At 64.5% G+C, this 14,586-nt stretch carries 14 protein-coding genes and 1 riboswitch; of the genes, 2 read left to right on the top strand and 12 right to left on the bottom strand.

The window, feature by feature from the left end:
- Nucleotides 1-4: 4 nt before the first annotated feature.
- A complete protein-coding gene (locus VN706_10630) occupies nt 5-1,633 on the bottom strand; it encodes an amidase (protein HXT16074.1) in 1,629 nt (542 codons plus the stop codon).
- On the opposite strand from VN706_10630, the gene VN706_10625 reads away from it, so the two are divergent.
- Nucleotides 1,634-1,903 carry a hypothetical protein gene (locus VN706_10625; GenBank protein HXT16073.1) on the top strand — a complete coding sequence of 90 codons (270 nt, stop codon included), beginning with the start codon at nt 1,634-1,636 and terminating at the stop codon, nt 1,901-1,903.
- Between the two features lie 13 nt (nt 1,904-1,916).
- Here VN706_10625 and VN706_10620 read toward each other — a convergent pair whose 3' ends face one another.
- From VN706_10620 to VN706_10575, 10 genes are all read right to left on the bottom strand, one after another.
- A complete protein-coding gene (locus VN706_10620; protein ID HXT16072.1) occupies nt 1,917-2,759 on the bottom strand; it encodes a carboxypeptidase-like regulatory domain-containing protein in 843 nt (280 codons plus the stop codon).
- An 88-nt stretch (nt 2,760-2,847) separates the two neighbouring features.
- The gene (locus VN706_10615; protein ID HXT16071.1) at nt 2,848-3,816 is read right to left on the bottom strand and encodes a quinone oxidoreductase; all 969 of its coding nucleotides are present in this window, start codon (nt 3,814-3,816) and stop codon (nt 2,848-2,850) included.
- Between the two features lie 47 nt (nt 3,817-3,863).
- Nucleotides 3,864-5,030, bottom strand: coding sequence for an acyl-CoA dehydrogenase (locus VN706_10610; protein ID HXT16070.1), 1,167 nt, complete (start codon nt 5,028-5,030; stop codon nt 3,864-3,866).
- An 8-nt stretch (nt 5,031-5,038) separates the two neighbouring features.
- Nucleotides 5,039-5,533 (bottom strand): CbiX/SirB N-terminal domain-containing protein, encoded by a 495-nt coding sequence (locus VN706_10605; protein HXT16069.1) that lies wholly within the window; start codon nt 5,531-5,533, stop codon nt 5,039-5,041.
- A 188-nt stretch (nt 5,534-5,721) separates the two neighbouring features.
- A complete protein-coding gene (locus tag VN706_10600) occupies nt 5,722-6,012 on the bottom strand; it encodes a hypothetical protein (GenBank protein HXT16068.1) in 291 nt (96 codons plus the stop codon).
- Nucleotides 6,013-6,161: 149 nt separating this feature from the next.
- Complete coding sequence (locus VN706_10595) at nt 6,162-8,012, bottom strand: bifunctional homocysteine S-methyltransferase/methylenetetrahydrofolate reductase (GenBank protein HXT16067.1); 1,851 nt, start codon at nt 8,010-8,012, stop codon at nt 6,162-6,164.
- 121 nt (nt 8,013-8,133) lie between these two features.
- Nucleotides 8,134-11,757: a homocysteine S-methyltransferase family protein gene (locus VN706_10590; GenBank protein ID HXT16066.1), complete on the bottom strand. Its 3,624-nt coding sequence runs from the start codon at nt 11,755-11,757 to the stop codon at nt 8,134-8,136.
- Nucleotides 11,758-11,791: 34 nt separating this feature from the next.
- Nucleotides 11,792-11,866, bottom strand: a riboswitch (SAM riboswitch).
- A gap of 47 nt (nt 11,867-11,913) precedes the next feature.
- Nucleotides 11,914-12,330, bottom strand: a complete 417-nt coding sequence (locus VN706_10585; protein ID HXT16065.1) for a hypothetical protein — start codon at nt 12,328-12,330, stop codon at nt 11,914-11,916.
- 18 nt (nt 12,331-12,348) lie between these two features.
- A complete protein-coding gene (locus tag VN706_10580; GenBank protein HXT16064.1) occupies nt 12,349-12,663 on the bottom strand; it encodes a DUF167 domain-containing protein in 315 nt (104 codons plus the stop codon).
- 5 nt (nt 12,664-12,668) lie between these two features.
- Entirely contained in the window at nt 12,669-13,256 is a 588-nt protein-coding gene (locus VN706_10575; protein ID HXT16063.1) for a YggT family protein, read from the bottom strand.
- Nucleotides 13,257-13,465: 209 nt separating this feature from the next.
- Here VN706_10575 and VN706_10570 point away from each other — a divergent pair, with 209 nt between their 5' ends.
- A complete protein-coding gene (locus VN706_10570; GenBank protein HXT16062.1) occupies nt 13,466-13,924 on the top strand; it encodes an EVE domain-containing protein in 459 nt (152 codons plus the stop codon).
- Nucleotides 13,925-13,993: 69 nt separating this feature from the next.
- Here VN706_10570 and VN706_10565 read toward each other — a convergent pair.
- On the bottom strand, nt 13,994-14,586 hold a 593-nt coding region (locus tag VN706_10565; protein HXT16061.1), incomplete at its 5' end, for a citrate/2-methylcitrate synthase.

The following is a 14,586-nucleotide window of genomic DNA, read 5'->3' as shown; positions in this document are numbered from 1 at the left end:
CAATCTATTTGGTCGAAACCCGCCGCGTGTCGCCGAGATCGACTGTCGGCGCGAAGGTCGGCCTGCGCCGAGCCGGCGCCGTTTGCTCGAATGCAAACGCGAGCTTGAGCAGTGTCGCTTCCGTCCATGCCGGGCCAACGAATGACAATCCGACGGGCAATCCGTGTACGAATCCCATCGGGACGGTGATGTGCGGATAGCCCGCGACCGCCGCCGGCGATGTGAACGAGCCGCGTCCGCCCGCATCGCCATTCACGAGATCGATCAGATCCGCCGGCCCCTGCGTCGGCGCGACGATCGCGTCGAGCGTGTACTCCTTCACCGTCGCGTCGATGCCCTGCGTGCCCATCAGTCGATGATTGGCCGCCAGCTCATCACGATACTTCTTCTCGGTGAGCGGCCCTTTCTTCTCGGCCATCTCCATGATCTCCTGGCCGAAGAACTCGAGCTCGCGTGACGCGTTCCGCGTGTTGAACGCCATCACCTCGGCGAGCGAACGCACCGTGACGTTGGGCCTGAGCCGTCCGAGATACGCGTTGAGATCCGCCTTGAATTCGTAGAGCAGCACGTCGAACTCGGAGTCGTCGGCTTTGCCGGCGGTGGTGATGTCGGCGGGATCGACGATCGTGGCTCCTTGCCGCTTCATCAGATCGAGCGCGGCTTCGAACACCTTGTCCGTCTCGGCGTGATACCCGGTGAAGTGCTTGCGTGCGACGCCTATGCGCGCACCGCGCAATCCATCGCGATCGAGCGCGCTCGTGTAATCGGTGCGCGAGCGTCCGGCGCTGGGGCGCGTCGCCGCGTCGCGCGAATCAACTCCGGTGAGGGCGCCGAGGAGGATGGCGGCGTCGCGTACGGTGCGGGCCATCGGTCCGGCGGTGTCCTGACTGTGTGAGATCGGAACGATTCCGGAGCGTCCGATCAATCCCACGGTCGGCTTGATTCCAACAAGTCCCGCCGCGGCTGACGGCGACGTGACTGAGCCGTCGGTCTCGGTGCCGATCGCGGCCGCGCAATAACTTGCCGACGCCGCGGTTCCCGAGCCCGAGCTCGAACCGGACGGTGTGCGATCGAGCGCGTAGGGATTGTGCGTCTGCCCTCCGCGCCCGCTCCAGCCGCTCGTCGAATGCGTCGAGCGAAAGTTGGCCCACTCGCTCAAGTTCGTTTTCCCGACGATCACGGCGCCCGCCGCTCGCAACCGCTCGGCGACCCAGGAATCGCGCGCCGCGATACTGTCCGCAAGCGCGAGCGAGCCGGCCGTGGTGTGCATGCGGTCGCCGGTGTCGATGTTGTCTTTTATGAGAACTGGAATGCCGTGCATCGGACCCCGCACGCGACCGGCCTTGCGTTCGCCGTCGAGCTGCGCGGCGATCGATCCCGCGTCGGGATTGAGCTCGATGACCGCATTGAGCGCGGGACCGCGCTGGTCCAGCGCGTCGATGCGTCCAAGGTACTGTTGCACGAGCGACTGCGACGTGTCGCGTCCGTCGCGCATGCGTGCCTGCAAGTCGTCGATCGTCGCCTCCTCGAGCGCGAACGCGGGGACTTGATGACCGTCACGCCTCGTGCGCGGGACAGCGTGGGCCGCGATGGCGCCGGCGACCGCCGTTCCGACGAACGCGCGGCGGGTCACGTGTGGTTCGGATTTCGTACCGTCTTCGTCACGCATTGTCGTCCTGTGGGCTATTCGGTCACGACAAGTTGCGGCTCAGGGCGGCGTGGGTCCAGCTCACCCGCCACCATTCAGCTGTCGCAGCTCTTCAAGGACGAGATGGACGGGCTTGGCGCGGCGACGCTCAGGCATCGCGCGACGGCATTGCACATTCGAGAGTTCTGTAAACTGCTCGAGCGTGGCCCCGAAAATCTCAGTGCCACGCCCGAAGCGGAGGAGATCGGCGCCTGAAGCGTCGTGACGCTTACCGCTTGGCCGCGGCCTTCTCCTGCTGTTCCTGCGTCTGATCGACCACGAAGCTGCCCACGTCCTGCTGATACACGACGCCGGGCTTGAGCGTCACGAAGATCGCGTTCTGCGTGGCGACCACCGCCATCGAATGGTCGAAGCAATCCTTGTACGTGATGTGCTCGATGTGCTCCGGCGCGATCTCCGAGAGCACAGTCACGGGCGGATACGTGAAGCGAGCGCCAGGCGGCACGCCGACGAGCGCGCGCGCCGCGGCCATGCCGGTCGGACGCAACGGCAGACGAATGTGCTTGCCGTTCACCCAGATCTCCTGCACGCCGGTGGCGCAGCCGCCCTTGCTCTCGAGCATCGCGGGCCGAAGCTGCTTCACGACTTCCCACCCGTTGTCCATGCTCGGACGATCGGCCGACTCGATCTCGTCCGCATCGAGCTCGTACGTCATGAAGCGCGACGGACTGCGCGACGCCGTGACCTGCACGGCGCCCAGGGTGTTCGTCGTGGACGGAACGCGGAGAACGAGGTTCGCCGTATCCTTCGGTCCAACATCGAAGAACCGGTCGCCGCGGCGGAACCCGATCTTGCGAATCGTGACGTTGAAGTCGGTCGAGTCCTTGACACTGACCGGCAAGATGCCGTGTCCCTGATCGTCCGTCGTACCGCGCGCCACGACGTCGTGCAGGCCGCGCGTGAGCGTGATCTCCGCGCTCGCGAGCGGTGCTCCGGTGGCCGAGTCGGTGGCGGTGACGCGAACGAAGGCGTTGGGAGCGGTTTGGGCGCCGGCGGTTGAGGCGATGCCGGCCGTGATGGCGAGGGCGCAGAGCGGAGCGACGAGACGCATGGAATCTCCCGCGAGGGGAATGTCAGTTCAAAACTGTATGCAATACCCCGGCCCTGCGCAATTTGGTCCTTTGGCCCACGGCCAGCGGCTACGGAATCAGAAGTACTTTGCCCGTCGTCTTGCGTCCGGCGAGCGCCGTTTGCGCATCGGCCGCCCTTTCCAGCGGGAACTCGGCCCCAATGCGCACCGAGAGCTCGCCGCGCTCGATCCAACCGAGCAGATCATTGGCGCGCGACACGAGCGCTTCGCGCGACGCGACGTAGTCGTTGAGCGTCGGCCGCGTGAGAAACAGCGAACCTTTGCGATTTAGAATTTGTGGATCGAATGCGGGGACTGGTCCGCTCGACTGGCCGAAGAGGGCGAGCAGCCCGCGGCGCTCGAGGCAGTCGAGCGATTTGTCGAACGTCGTCTTGCCGACCGAATCGTAGACGACGTTCACGCCGGCGCCGTTCGTGATGCGCTTTGTTTCCGCGACAAAATCCTGCGAGGTGTAGTCGATCATCTCGTCGGCGCCGGCTTTGTGCGCGAGCTCGCGCTTCTCCGGCGTCGATGCAGTACCGATCACCAACGCGCCGCGGCGCTTCGCCATCTGGCACAGCAGCAACCCGACACCGCCGGCAGCCGCGTGAACGAGGCATGCGTCGCCTTTCGCGAGCGGATACGTCGAGTGCGACAGGTAGTGTGCGGTGAGTCCCTGCAACCACGCGGCAGCCGCGATCTTGGTCTCGACCCCGTCGGGAATGCGCACGGCTTTTTCCGCGAGCACGACCGCGCGCTGCGCGTATGCGCCTTTGACGCTCTGCGACACGACGCGATCGCCGACTTTGAACTCCTTGACGTCGGAACCCACCGCGCGAACGGTACCCGCTGCTTCCGATCCCGGAGTGAAGGGTCGTTGCATCTGGTACTGGCCTTGGCGCTGGTAGATCTCGATGAAATTGAGTCCGACCGCCTGCACGTCGATGAGCACTTCGCCCGCGGCCGCCGTCGGTTCGTCGACGTCTTCGTAGCGAAGTACGTCCGGCCCACCTGTTTCATGTATTCGTATTGCTTTCACGATCCGCCGCCCATGCGCCTATACGCCCACACGCCCATACGCCCGCCTTACCTCAACATTGCTTTCGCGATCGTCTGCAGCTGCATGTTGCTCGTGCCTTCGTAGATCGCGCCGATCTTCGCGTCGCGATAGAACTTCTCGGCCGGATAATCCTTGGTGTACCCGTAGCCGCCGAAGAGCTCGAGCGAGATCGATGTCACGCGCTCGGCCACCTGCGACGAGAAGAGCTTGGCCATCGCGCCTTCCATCGCGATGTCCTTGCCCGCGTCCTTGAGCCGCGCGGCGTTGTACACCATGAGGCGTGCCGCCTCGAGCTCCGTGCGGGCTTGAGCAAGCTGGAATTGAATTCCTTGAAAGTCCGCGAGCTTCTTGCCGAATTGTGAACGCTCTTTCACATATTCGGTCGCGGCGTGGAGCGCGCCGGCGGCAACGCCGATCATCTGCGCGCCGATGCCGATGCGTCCTTCGTTCAGTGTTTCGATGGCGATCTTGTAGCCCTGGCCCACGGGACCGAGCACGTTCTCCGCGGGCACCTCGACGTCGTCGAGGATGAGCTCCGTCGTGCTCGAGGCGCGAATGCCGAGCTTGTCCTCTTTCTTGCCGACGGCGAAGCCCTTGAAGCCGCGCTCGACGACGAATGCCGTGATGCCCTTGTAGCCGGCCGACGGATTCGCGTTCGCGAAGACGACGTAGACTTGCGCCTCGGCGCCGTTCGTGATCCACATCTTGCGGCCGTTCAGAATCCACGTGTCGCCGCGCTGCTCGGCGCGCGTCTGCATGCCGAACGCGTCGGAACCGGACGAAGGCTCGGACAGCGCATACGCACCGACCTTTTCTCCGGTGAGCTGCGGCAGGTAGCGGCGCTTGATGTCGTCGGAGCCGTAGGTGCGAATCGGAAAGTTGACGAGCGTGTTCTGCACATCCATCAGGATCGCCGCCGCGGGATCGACCTTGCTGAGCTCCTCGACGCCGAGCGCGATCATGAAGCACGAGCCGCCGGCGCCGCCGTATTCCTCGGCGACCTCGATGCCCATCAAGCCCATGTCGAAGAACTTCGTGATCAGCGCGGGATCGATCTTGCCGTCGCGTTCCATCCGTTGCACGCGCGGCCGGACTTCCTCGTCGGCGAAGCCGGCGACGGCGTCGCGAAACAGTGTCTCGTCGTCGGAGAGTATCGTCAGCGGCGAGCCGGGTTGTGCGGTGTCGGTGGGCATACTGAAGACTAGCTCAGGCGGTTGTCGGAGGGCGACAACTCGGCGTTCGCGATCGTCGCCGCGCATGCGGGGCCACACGTGCCGATGCACTGCGCGGCGTCCCAGCAGCGGCCGCCGACGTCGTCGCTCACGTTCGTGATGAGCTCGACACCGGCGCGCTCGGCAATGACTTCAGCGAGCTGGCGATTCACGCCGAACGCCGGCGTCACGCGAAAAAGTATTCCCGGAAATTTCGCAGCGGCTTCGCTCACCAAGCGCGGAATGTCGCGCGTGGAGTGCTTGCCGGGCGAAAGCATGTAGGGGAACGCGATGACTTCCGTGGCGCCCGCCTCGACGCACGCGGCGAACGTCTGCTCGATCGACGGCTCGGCGAGCTCCATGTGGGCGAAGCGAACGAGCACCGCGTCGCCGACCATGCTTTGCAGCAGGTTGGCGACGCAGGACAGCATGTGATTGGCCTCGGCGCGGACAGAGCCGTGGTCGATGATCAGGATGGCGCGCATGGAGTAAATATGGCATCGGAACGCGCGGAGGGTATGTGTCCGCGCTCCGTGTCATCGCGAGCGGAGGCGCGCAGCGCCGAAGTCGAGGGAACCCCTTCTCAGCGGAGCGCTGCATAAAGCTCCTCCGTCGGGACGGGGGTCCCTCGACTCTCCTTCGCTACGCTCAGGGTCGCTCGGGATGACAACAATCAGAAGAACGTCTTCGCCCGTCCCAAGAGCTCGATGATCTGCGCGTCCGCCATCCCGCGCCAATCATCCGGGCACGGCCACAGTCGCCGCCGGCCGACGCGCGACGCGAAGATCAAACCAGGGTTCTTCGTTTGCGGCAGGAAGTCCCACTCGAGCGCCAGCTCCATGCTCCACGTGGCCTCGTCATAGACCTCCCATTCCGTGCCGCGATCGTCGAGCAAGAGGCGAGCGCGGTCTTCGGGTGTGACCCAGTAGGAGGCGCTCTTGGCGGACGCCGCATCCAATCGCATTCGAACCAAGCCATGATTCCCGACGGGTGGGACTTGCGGTCCGTCACCCGAGCGTCACTACGCTTCTCGCCGTGCCGCGCCTTCGCGACTCGCTCCGTTTAGCGCTTCAAATATCGGAATACGGAGGGCGCGAGAATCGTTCCGCGCACTTACGCGCGAAACACGTCGAGCGCGAGGTCGACCTTTCCGAAGGGAGCCGATACCTGCACGCCTTGCACGACCGGCCGCACGCGATCGAGCATCTCGCGCGCGATCGCGATGCCTTCGGCGACTGCATGCTCTTTCGACTGCTCATTCGCGCGGCGCATGCGAGCGATCACCTCGTTCGGCACGGAGACGCCCGGCACTTCGTTCGCGAGGAACTCCGCGTTGCGCACGGAGACAAGCGGCCAGATCCCCGCGACGATCGGAATGTGCGTGTCGCCCAGGCGGCCGACGAATCGCTCGAGCTGTTCCGCGTCGAACACCGGCTGTGTGATCGCGAACTCGGCGCCCGCTTCGACCTTCCACTCGAAGCGCCGAAGCTCCTGTTCCAGATCGATCGCGACGGGATTCACGCCGACGCCCATCACGAAGCGCGTTGGCTGGCCGATCGGATTGCCGCCCGGATCCATACCATGATTCAGGTTGTTGACCAGGTTGGTCAACCCGATCGAATCGACGTCGAAGACCGCCGTCGCGTCGGGGTACGGGCCCATCTTCGGCGGATCACCCGTGACGATGAGCAAATTGCGAAGACCGACGGCCGATGCGCCGAGCAAATCGCTCAGCATGCCGAGGAGGTTGCGATCGCGGCAGGCGTAGTGCGTGACGGTCTCGATGCCGACCTGCTGCTCGATCAACACGCTCGTCATGAGCGCGCCCATGCGGCTCTGCGCGCGCGGACCGTCGGGGACGTTCACCGCGTCGACGCCCGCGGTCTTGAGCTTGGCGACGTCGCTCAGCATGCGCGTGGCGTCGACGCCGCGCGGCGGAACGATTTCGACGGACGAGACGAACTGGTTGGCGTCGAGCTTCTTGGCCCAGCGGGATCGTTGGGAGAATTCGATCGGCGCCGGGCGTTGGGCGTCCGAGCTCGTCGTTGGGCGTTGGGCGTTGGGCGCTGGTTGCTGGGCGACGAGCCGAGGAGCCAACGGACGAATGCCCTCGACCATCGCGTGGATGTGGTCGGGCGTCGTCCCGCAGCAGCCACCGACGATCTTGGCGCCGGCCTGCACGAGATGCCGCGCATACGTCGCCATGTACTCGGGGCTGGCCATGTACATGCTGCGGCCGCCGACGTCGCGCGGCATGCCGGCGTTCGGTTGCGCGCTCAGCTTTCGTCGCGTGGCGGGCGCCATCTTCTCGATGCACTCGAGAATTGTCTGTGGACCGACGGAGCAGTTGAGCCCGATGATGTCCGCGCCCCATGCATCGAGCTCGCGCACGACGTCTTCGGGTGACGCGCCGTACGGCGTGCGGCAGTCGGCGCCGATCGTCATCTGCGCGACCACAGGCTTGTCGGGCGCGACGGCGCGGGCGGCGCGAATCGCCTGCTCGATCTCCTCGAGATCGCCGAACGTTTCGAGAATGAAAAGATCGACGCCGCCGTCGGCAAGCCCTTCCATCTGCTCGCGGAAGAAGCCGCATGCCTCGTCCTTGCTCGTCGGACCGAACGGCTCGAGGCGGAGACCGAGTGGGCCGACGGCACCGGCGACGAGCGCGCGATCGCCCGCCGCTTCGCGCGCGACCTGCGCCGCGGCGTAGTTCAGCTCCTTCACCTGCTCCTGCAAGCCGTACTGCGTCAACTTCGGGCGATTGGCGCCGAAGCTGTTCGTCTCGATGACGTCGGCGCCGGCGGCGACGTACTGCTTGTGGATGTCGCGGACGAGATCGGGCTGCCGAAGCGCGAGCTCATCGTAGCACTGGTTGATGAACACACCTTTGCTGTACAGCATGGTGCCCATGGCGCCGTCGAAGACGACGATGGCGGAAGGGTCGAGGAGGCGGTCGATGTTCACAGCTTGTCATCCTCCCGAGCGAAGCGAGTGGAGGATCTGCTCGTATGAACGCCGTTCACAAGCGCAGATCCTCGACTCCTTCGCTGCGCTCGGTCGCGAGGATGACCATTGCGGTGCACTACTACGCCCCCCTCACCGCATAGTACTTCGCCTGTGGATGATGCACGATGATCGCCGCGGTGCTCTGCTCGGGGATCAACTGAAACGCGCTCGTGAGCTCCATGCCGAGCTCGCGCTCGGCCGGCAGAATCTTGAACAGCTGGGCGTGATCCTCGAGGTCCGGACACGCACCATAGCCCCACGAATACCGCTTGCCCTGACCCGCCGGCACGCCCAGATCGTGGCGGAGCTTGCGATGCAGCCACTCGGCGACTGCCTCAGCGGTTTCAACGCTCAAGCCGTGCACGTAAAACGCTTCGGTGTACTCGTTCGCGCCCTGCAACGATTGGAAGCGCTTGTCCGCTTCGTCGCCGACGGAGACGACCTGGAACGCGACGACGTCGACGTCGCCCGATTCGACCGAGCGAAAATAGTCCGCGATGCACAGCCGTTCGCGGCCTTCCTGTCGAGGGAAGTGGAAGCGCGCCAGCTCGCGCGTTGTGCCGTCCTTCGCGTAGCCGTCGGGATCGTACACCAGCAAGTCGTTCCCTGAAGACTGTACGGGGAAGAGACCGTACGTCGCGCGCGGGCGGAGCCACCCGTCGCACTTCGCCGACTCCTTGAGGCGCGCGAGCGTCGGCTCGAACTCCTTCTTCACCATCGCGTCGAACTCCGGCCCCGAGCCGCGCCCGCCCCACTGCAGGCGGTACAACTCATCGAGGTCGAGGAGCGCGAAGACTTCGTCGAGCGGAATGTCGTGCAGCGTCCGCGTACCGAAGAACGGCGCCGACGGAACGGGATTGTCCGCGCTGACGTCGCTGCGCTGGCCGCCCGAGGTGCCCGCCGATTGATCCTTTCCAACATTGGTATTCAAGAACTTGTCATTCTTCGCGTCGGCGATCAGTTGATCGACGAAGCCCTGACGCGTGCCGTCGTCCTGCAGGCGGTCCATCGTCTCCAGACCCTCGAACGCATCCTTGCAGTAGAACACGCCCGAGTCGTAGGCGCGCTCGCCTTCCACGAACAGCGCGCGGCGGCCGAAGCGGCGGTTGATCGCCGCGCCGCCGATCAGCACCGGAATCTGAATCCCGCGGCGATCGAGCTCCTGCACGCACAGCGGCATCTGCTTCGACGTCGAGACGAGCAGCGCCGAGAGGCCGATGGCGTCGGCGTTCACCTCGAGCGCCTTCTCGATGATCGTGTTCACCGGCACCTGCTTGCCCAGGTCGAACACCGTGTAGCCGTTGTTCGAGAGAATGGTGTTGACCAGCGACTTGCCAATGTCGTGCACGTCGCCATAGACGGTCGCGAGCACGACCTTGCCCTTGGTGTAGCCTTCCGCGCGCTCGAGGAATTGTTCGAGATGTTTGACGGCCTTCTTCATCACTTCGGCCGACTGCAGCACGAACGGCAGAATGAGCTCGCCGGCGCCGAATTTGTCGCCGACTTCCTTCATTGCGGGGAGCAGCACGTCGTTGAGGACGCGCACAGGCTGCTCGCGGACGCCGGCGGTGTCGAGCGCGGCTTCGATGCCGTCCTTTTTCCTGTGCACCACCATCCAGTGAACTTTCGCCTCCGGCGAAAGTTCACTGGATGCGTCTATTTGAAGGCCGTCGGCTGCGCCTCCGGCCGCCGCGCCGGTCGCCCGGCCCTCAAAATGCTCGATGAATCGCTGGAGCGCGTCGGGCCGTTTGTTGAACACCAACTCGTCGGCGAGCGCGCGCTCGTCCGCCGGGATCTCCGCATACGGCTGCACGTGCGCCGGATTCACGATCGCCATGTCGAGACCTGCCTCGACACAGTGATGCAGAAAGACGGAGTTGAGCACCGCGCGCGCGTCCGGCGCGAGACCAAAGCTCACGTTCGAAACGCCAAGCGAGGTGTAGACGCCCGGCAGCTCGCGCTTGATCAAGCGAATGCCTTCGATCGTTTCGACCGCCGAGTCGACCCACTCCTGGTCGCCCGTCGCAAGCGTGAAGGTGAGATCATCGTAAATCAGATCTTCGGCGCGCATGCCGTACTCGCCGACGACGATGTCGTAGATCTTCTTCGCCACCTCCAGCTTGCGCTCGCGCGTCTTCGCCATGCCGACCGGATCGATCGTCAGCGCGACGAGCGCCGCGCCGTGCTTCTTCGCCAGCGGCACGACCTTGTCGATGCGCTCACGCCCGTTCTCCATGTTGATGGAGTTGATGATCGCGCGTCCGGGAATGGTCTCCAGCGCGCGCTCGATCACCGCCGGCTCCGTGGAGTCGATCATGATCGGCGTCTCGACGGTCATCGAGAGCAGCTTCACGACCTTCTGCATCTGCTCCGCTTCATCGGCGCGCTCGGTGACGGCGACGCACACGTCCAGCACGTGCGCGCCCGACTCGACCTGCTCGCGCGCGACGTCGGAGATGCCTTCGTAATCGTCGGCGAGCAGCAGGCGCTTCACCTTGCGCGAGCCCTGCGCGTTGACGCGCTCGCCGATCAAGAGCGGCTTTGGATTCTGGTCGAAGTCGGTGGCGCGCATGGCGCTGGCGGCGCGGGCGACCTTTGAGCCGCGGTGGGAACCCGCCACCGTGTCATCCTGAGCGAGCGGAGCGAGTCGAAGGACCCCCGTCCTGACGGAGGAGCTCTCCTCGGCAGAAGGGGGTCCCTCGACTCCGGCGCTACGCGCCTCCGCTCGGGATGACAGGTCCGCCCCATGCAATGACACTCGCTCAACGATCGCCTTGAGATGCTCCGGCGTCGTCCCACAGCATCCACCCACGACCCGCACACCAAACTTCTCGACGAACTCGCCGAGCGCGTCGGCCATCGGCCCGGGCTCGAGTGGATACACCGCGTCACCGGTGCCCGTGTTCAGCGGCAGCCCCGCGTTCGGAATGCACGACACCGGGCGCGATGCGTTCGTCGCCAGAAAGCGGATCGGCTCGCGCATGTGCTCGGGGCCCGTCGAGCAATTGAGTCCAATCACATCGACCGGCAGCGCCTCGAGCGTCGTCATCGCGCTCGCGATGTCGGTGCCGAGCAGCATGCGGCCGCTCGTGTCGAGCGTCACCTGCGCCTGGATCGCGACGCCACGGCCAATCTCGGCGAACAGTCGCTCGAAGCCGGCGATCGCCGCTTTGACTTCGAGGATGTCTTGCGCGGTTTCGACGAGGAGAACGTCGACGCCGCCTTCGACCAGATACTTCGCCTGCGTGTAGTAGTTGTCCTCCAACTCGGCGAAAGTCGTATTCGACAGCACGGGATCGTTGCTCGACAGCAGCATGCCCGTCGGACCGATCGACCCGGCGACGAAGCGCGGTCTGTCCGGCGTCGAGTATTTGTCGCAGGCCGCGCGGGCGAGACGCGCCGCGGCCACGTTGAGCTCGCGCGTCTTCTCGTCGATTCCCCATTCCCTCAAACGATGAGGGGTCGACTGAAAGGTGCAGGTCTCCACGACGTCGCAGCCGACGGCGAGGAACGACTCGTGGATCGACTGAATGATGTCGGGCCGCGTCAGCACGAGGTGATCGTTGCAGCCTTCCAGCGACTTGCCGCCGAAATCGTCGGGCGTCGGGTGGAAGCGCTGAATGTTCGTGCCCATCGCGCCGTCGTAGACGAGGACGCGCTGTGCGATCGCGGCGAGATACGGATTTGGTGCTCTGGTTTCCATCGGGGGCTGTAAAAAAAGAAAATGCCCGCGAGCGCTTGGGCTGGGGCTGGCGCTTTAGCGGAATGTTTTACGTGGCCGCAAGTTGCCCTAAATCGCCACGAATCGGTTGTGTTAATAAGTGTATCAGCCTCTACAACGAGAGGCAATCGCGCCGGATCAGAGCGATGTGATCTCGTGGCTCGAGCCGCCGCTGGTGTCCGCGCGGCCGGTGACTTTCGCACGCTCATCCACGTGATGTACGAGGGCGATGAGACGGTTGCGCTCGAGCGGCAGCGTGAGATCGGCGAGCACGGCGCGCTGCACGCTGGGCGAGAACGTGACGAGCGGGCTGCCGATCGCACGGTAGAGCATGAGCGCTCCACCCGGCGCGACAGGAATACTGAGCGTTTCCGCGCTCGCCATGGCGGCAAGTGCGCGGCTGATGACGACGACGAGCGGCGCATCCTGCGCCGCGATCTCGCGCGCTTCGGCCAACGACTGCGCGACGAGCGGCGTGAATCCCGCGCTGCCCAGCGACTGCGCCAGGCCTTCCAGTAACGGCAGATCGCTGCCGACCAAGAGAATTCGCGTCATGTATCCAGCCATCCCTGCTCAGCGCGCACTTCCTTTGGCGAGGTCCTGGACAGCGCGCGCGGTGATGCCGTCGATCTCGACGATCTTCGATCGCGAGGTCTCGCCGGCGAGTATTCTAACGTCCCGCCGTCCAACCCTGAAGATCTCGGCGAAAAATTCCACGAGCGCCTGGTTCGCGGCACCGTCAACAGGCGGGGCCGCCAGCCGAACCTTGAGCGCGTCGCCGTGCACACCGGCCGCGCTCGTCGTCGAAGCGCGCGGCTGAACGTGAACCGAAAACCGGACGCGACCATTCGATTCGGTGACGCGAAGCGGCGGACTTACCTCACGCACGTCACTCACATCATGGCGCCCACGACGACTTTTTCAGCGAGCTGCAACAGAAACCAGAGTACGATCGGCGTAATGTCGAACATCCCGATGCGCGGAATGACGCGCGACATCGGACGCACCATCCAGTCGGTGAGGACATACGACCACCGGATCCACCGCGAGTAGGGCGAGATCGGGAGCCACGTCGAGATCACACGCACGAGCAGTGCGATGATCAGAATCGAGAACACCCAGTGCACGAGGATCGGCGGCGCGGTGCTCGGCTGCTGCACCATGAAGACCGCCTGCACGAGAATGCTGTGGATGAAATCGAGCAGCGCGAGGAGCAGAATGCCGAGCACGACGAACAGCACGAGCGCCCACCATGCCGCGGCCGACGGCAGCCCGCCCGCGCGCACGATGACGCGTTCGATCGGCGCGAGGAGCGGATCGATCGTCGTGCGGAAGAAGCGGCTGATCTTGTTGAACGGGCTGATGCGCCGCGTGCGAACGGCCCAATCCACGGCGCAAATCACGGCGATCGCGAGCCCCAAGTAGAGCAGGGCGGTGCGGACGCCGCGGACGAGCATCTCGTAGTTCGCGAGCACGTTCATGCGCGAAAACTAGCTGTCAGTCCGAAGGGGCGCAGCGATCCCTGTCATTCCGAAGGAGCGAAGCGATCCCTGTCATTCCGAAGGAGCGAAGCGACTGAGGAATCTTGCGTTCAGGTAGATGGCCTGGCCACTCTACCCTTGTGGAAGATTCGTCGCTTCGCCCGGAATGACACTGGAATGACAGTGGGAACGACTTTGGAAAGACACCCATGAACTACTGGCTGGTCAAATCCGAACCCGACGTCTTCTCGTACGACGATCTCGTCGCAAGCCCCAAGAAGACCACGCACTGGGACGGCGTTCGCGCGTATGCGGCGCGCATTCATCTCCAGGCGATGAAGAAGGGCGACCTGGTTTTCTTCTATCACTCGATGTCGAATCCCGCCGCGATCGTCGGCGTGGCCAAGGTGGTGAAGGAGGCGTATCCCGACCACACGGCGCTCGATCCCAAGAGCGACTACTACGATCCCAAGAGCACGCCGGACAAACCCACATGGTTCATGGTGGATCTCAAGGCCGTCGAGAAGCTCCCGCGGCCGGTGGGGCTCGATGAGATCAAAAAGACCAAAGGACTCGAGAAGATGGCGTTGGTGCGCATCGGGCGGTTGTCGGTGTCGCCGGTGACGGAGAGCGAGTACACGATCATTCGCAAGCTCGCCGACGCCTGATAGCCTGATCATACGCGAAACGCGACGCACATCCGCGTCGCGTTTCGCTCTTGTCGCACCTCGCCCGAGCTACTTCCGAATCGCGTCCTTGTTCGCTTTCAGCGCGTCTTTGTTCGCCTTCGGAAAACGATCCTTCAGATTCGACTTGAACTGACGCTCGCCGTAGCCGACATAGATCTGCCGCGGACGCGCGATCTTCTGCTCCTTGTCGTTGAGCATCTCTTCCCATTGCGCGAGCCAGCCGGCGGTGCGGGCGACCGCGAAGAGCACGGTGAAGAAGTCGGTCGGGAACGCCATCGACCGGTAGATCAACCCGGTGTAGAAGTCGACGTTCGGATAGAGCTTGCGAGACACGAAGTAGTCGTCGGACAGCGCGATGCGCTCGAGCTCGAGCGCGATCTCGAGATCCTTGTCGACGCCGACCACCTTGAACACCTCGTCGGCGAGCTTCTTCACGATGCGAGCGCGCGGGTCGTAGCTCTTGTACACGCGGTGCCCGAAGCCCATCAGCTTGCTGCCCTTGCCGCCTTTCACCTCTTCGATGAACGCCGGAACGTTCTTCGGATGGCCGATCTCGTTGATCATCCGCAGCACTTGCTCGTTCGCGCCGCCGTGCAGCGGACCGTAGAGCGCCGCGATGCCGGCTGCGATTGCGGAGAACG

It is taken from the genome of Gemmatimonadaceae bacterium (genome assembly GCA_035606695.1).
Lineage (GTDB): Bacteria > Gemmatimonadota > Gemmatimonadetes > Gemmatimonadales > Gemmatimonadaceae > JAQBQB01.
Note: the sequence above shows the minus strand (reverse complement) of the source record. Positions and strands in the feature narration are given on the sequence as shown.

Coding starts and splice junctions, on each gene's coding strand:
- VN706_10610 (HXT16070.1), bottom strand. CDS start 5,030: ATGCCCACCGACACCGCACAACCCGGCTCGCCGCTGACGATACTCTCC.
- VN706_10570 (HXT16062.1), top strand. CDS start 13,466: ATGAACTACTGGCTGGTCAAATCCGAACCCGACGTCTTCTCGTACGAC.
- VN706_10590 (HXT16066.1), bottom strand. CDS start 11,757: ATGGAAACCAGAGCACCAAATCCGTATCTCGCCGCGATCGCACAGCGC.
- VN706_10605 (HXT16069.1), bottom strand. CDS start 5,533: ATGCGCGCCATCCTGATCATCGACCACGGCTCTGTCCGCGCCGAGGCC.
- VN706_10600 (HXT16068.1), bottom strand. CDS start 6,012: ATGCGATTGGATGCGGCGTCCGCCAAGAGCGCCTCCTACTGGGTCACA.
- VN706_10585 (HXT16065.1), bottom strand. CDS start 12,330: ATGACGCGAATTCTCTTGGTCGGCAGCGATCTGCCGTTACTGGAAGGC.
- VN706_10575 (HXT16063.1), bottom strand. CDS start 13,256: ATGAACGTGCTCGCGAACTACGAGATGCTCGTCCGCGGCGTCCGCACC.
- VN706_10620 (HXT16072.1), bottom strand. CDS start 2,759: ATGCGTCTCGTCGCTCCGCTCTGCGCCCTCGCCATCACGGCCGGCATC.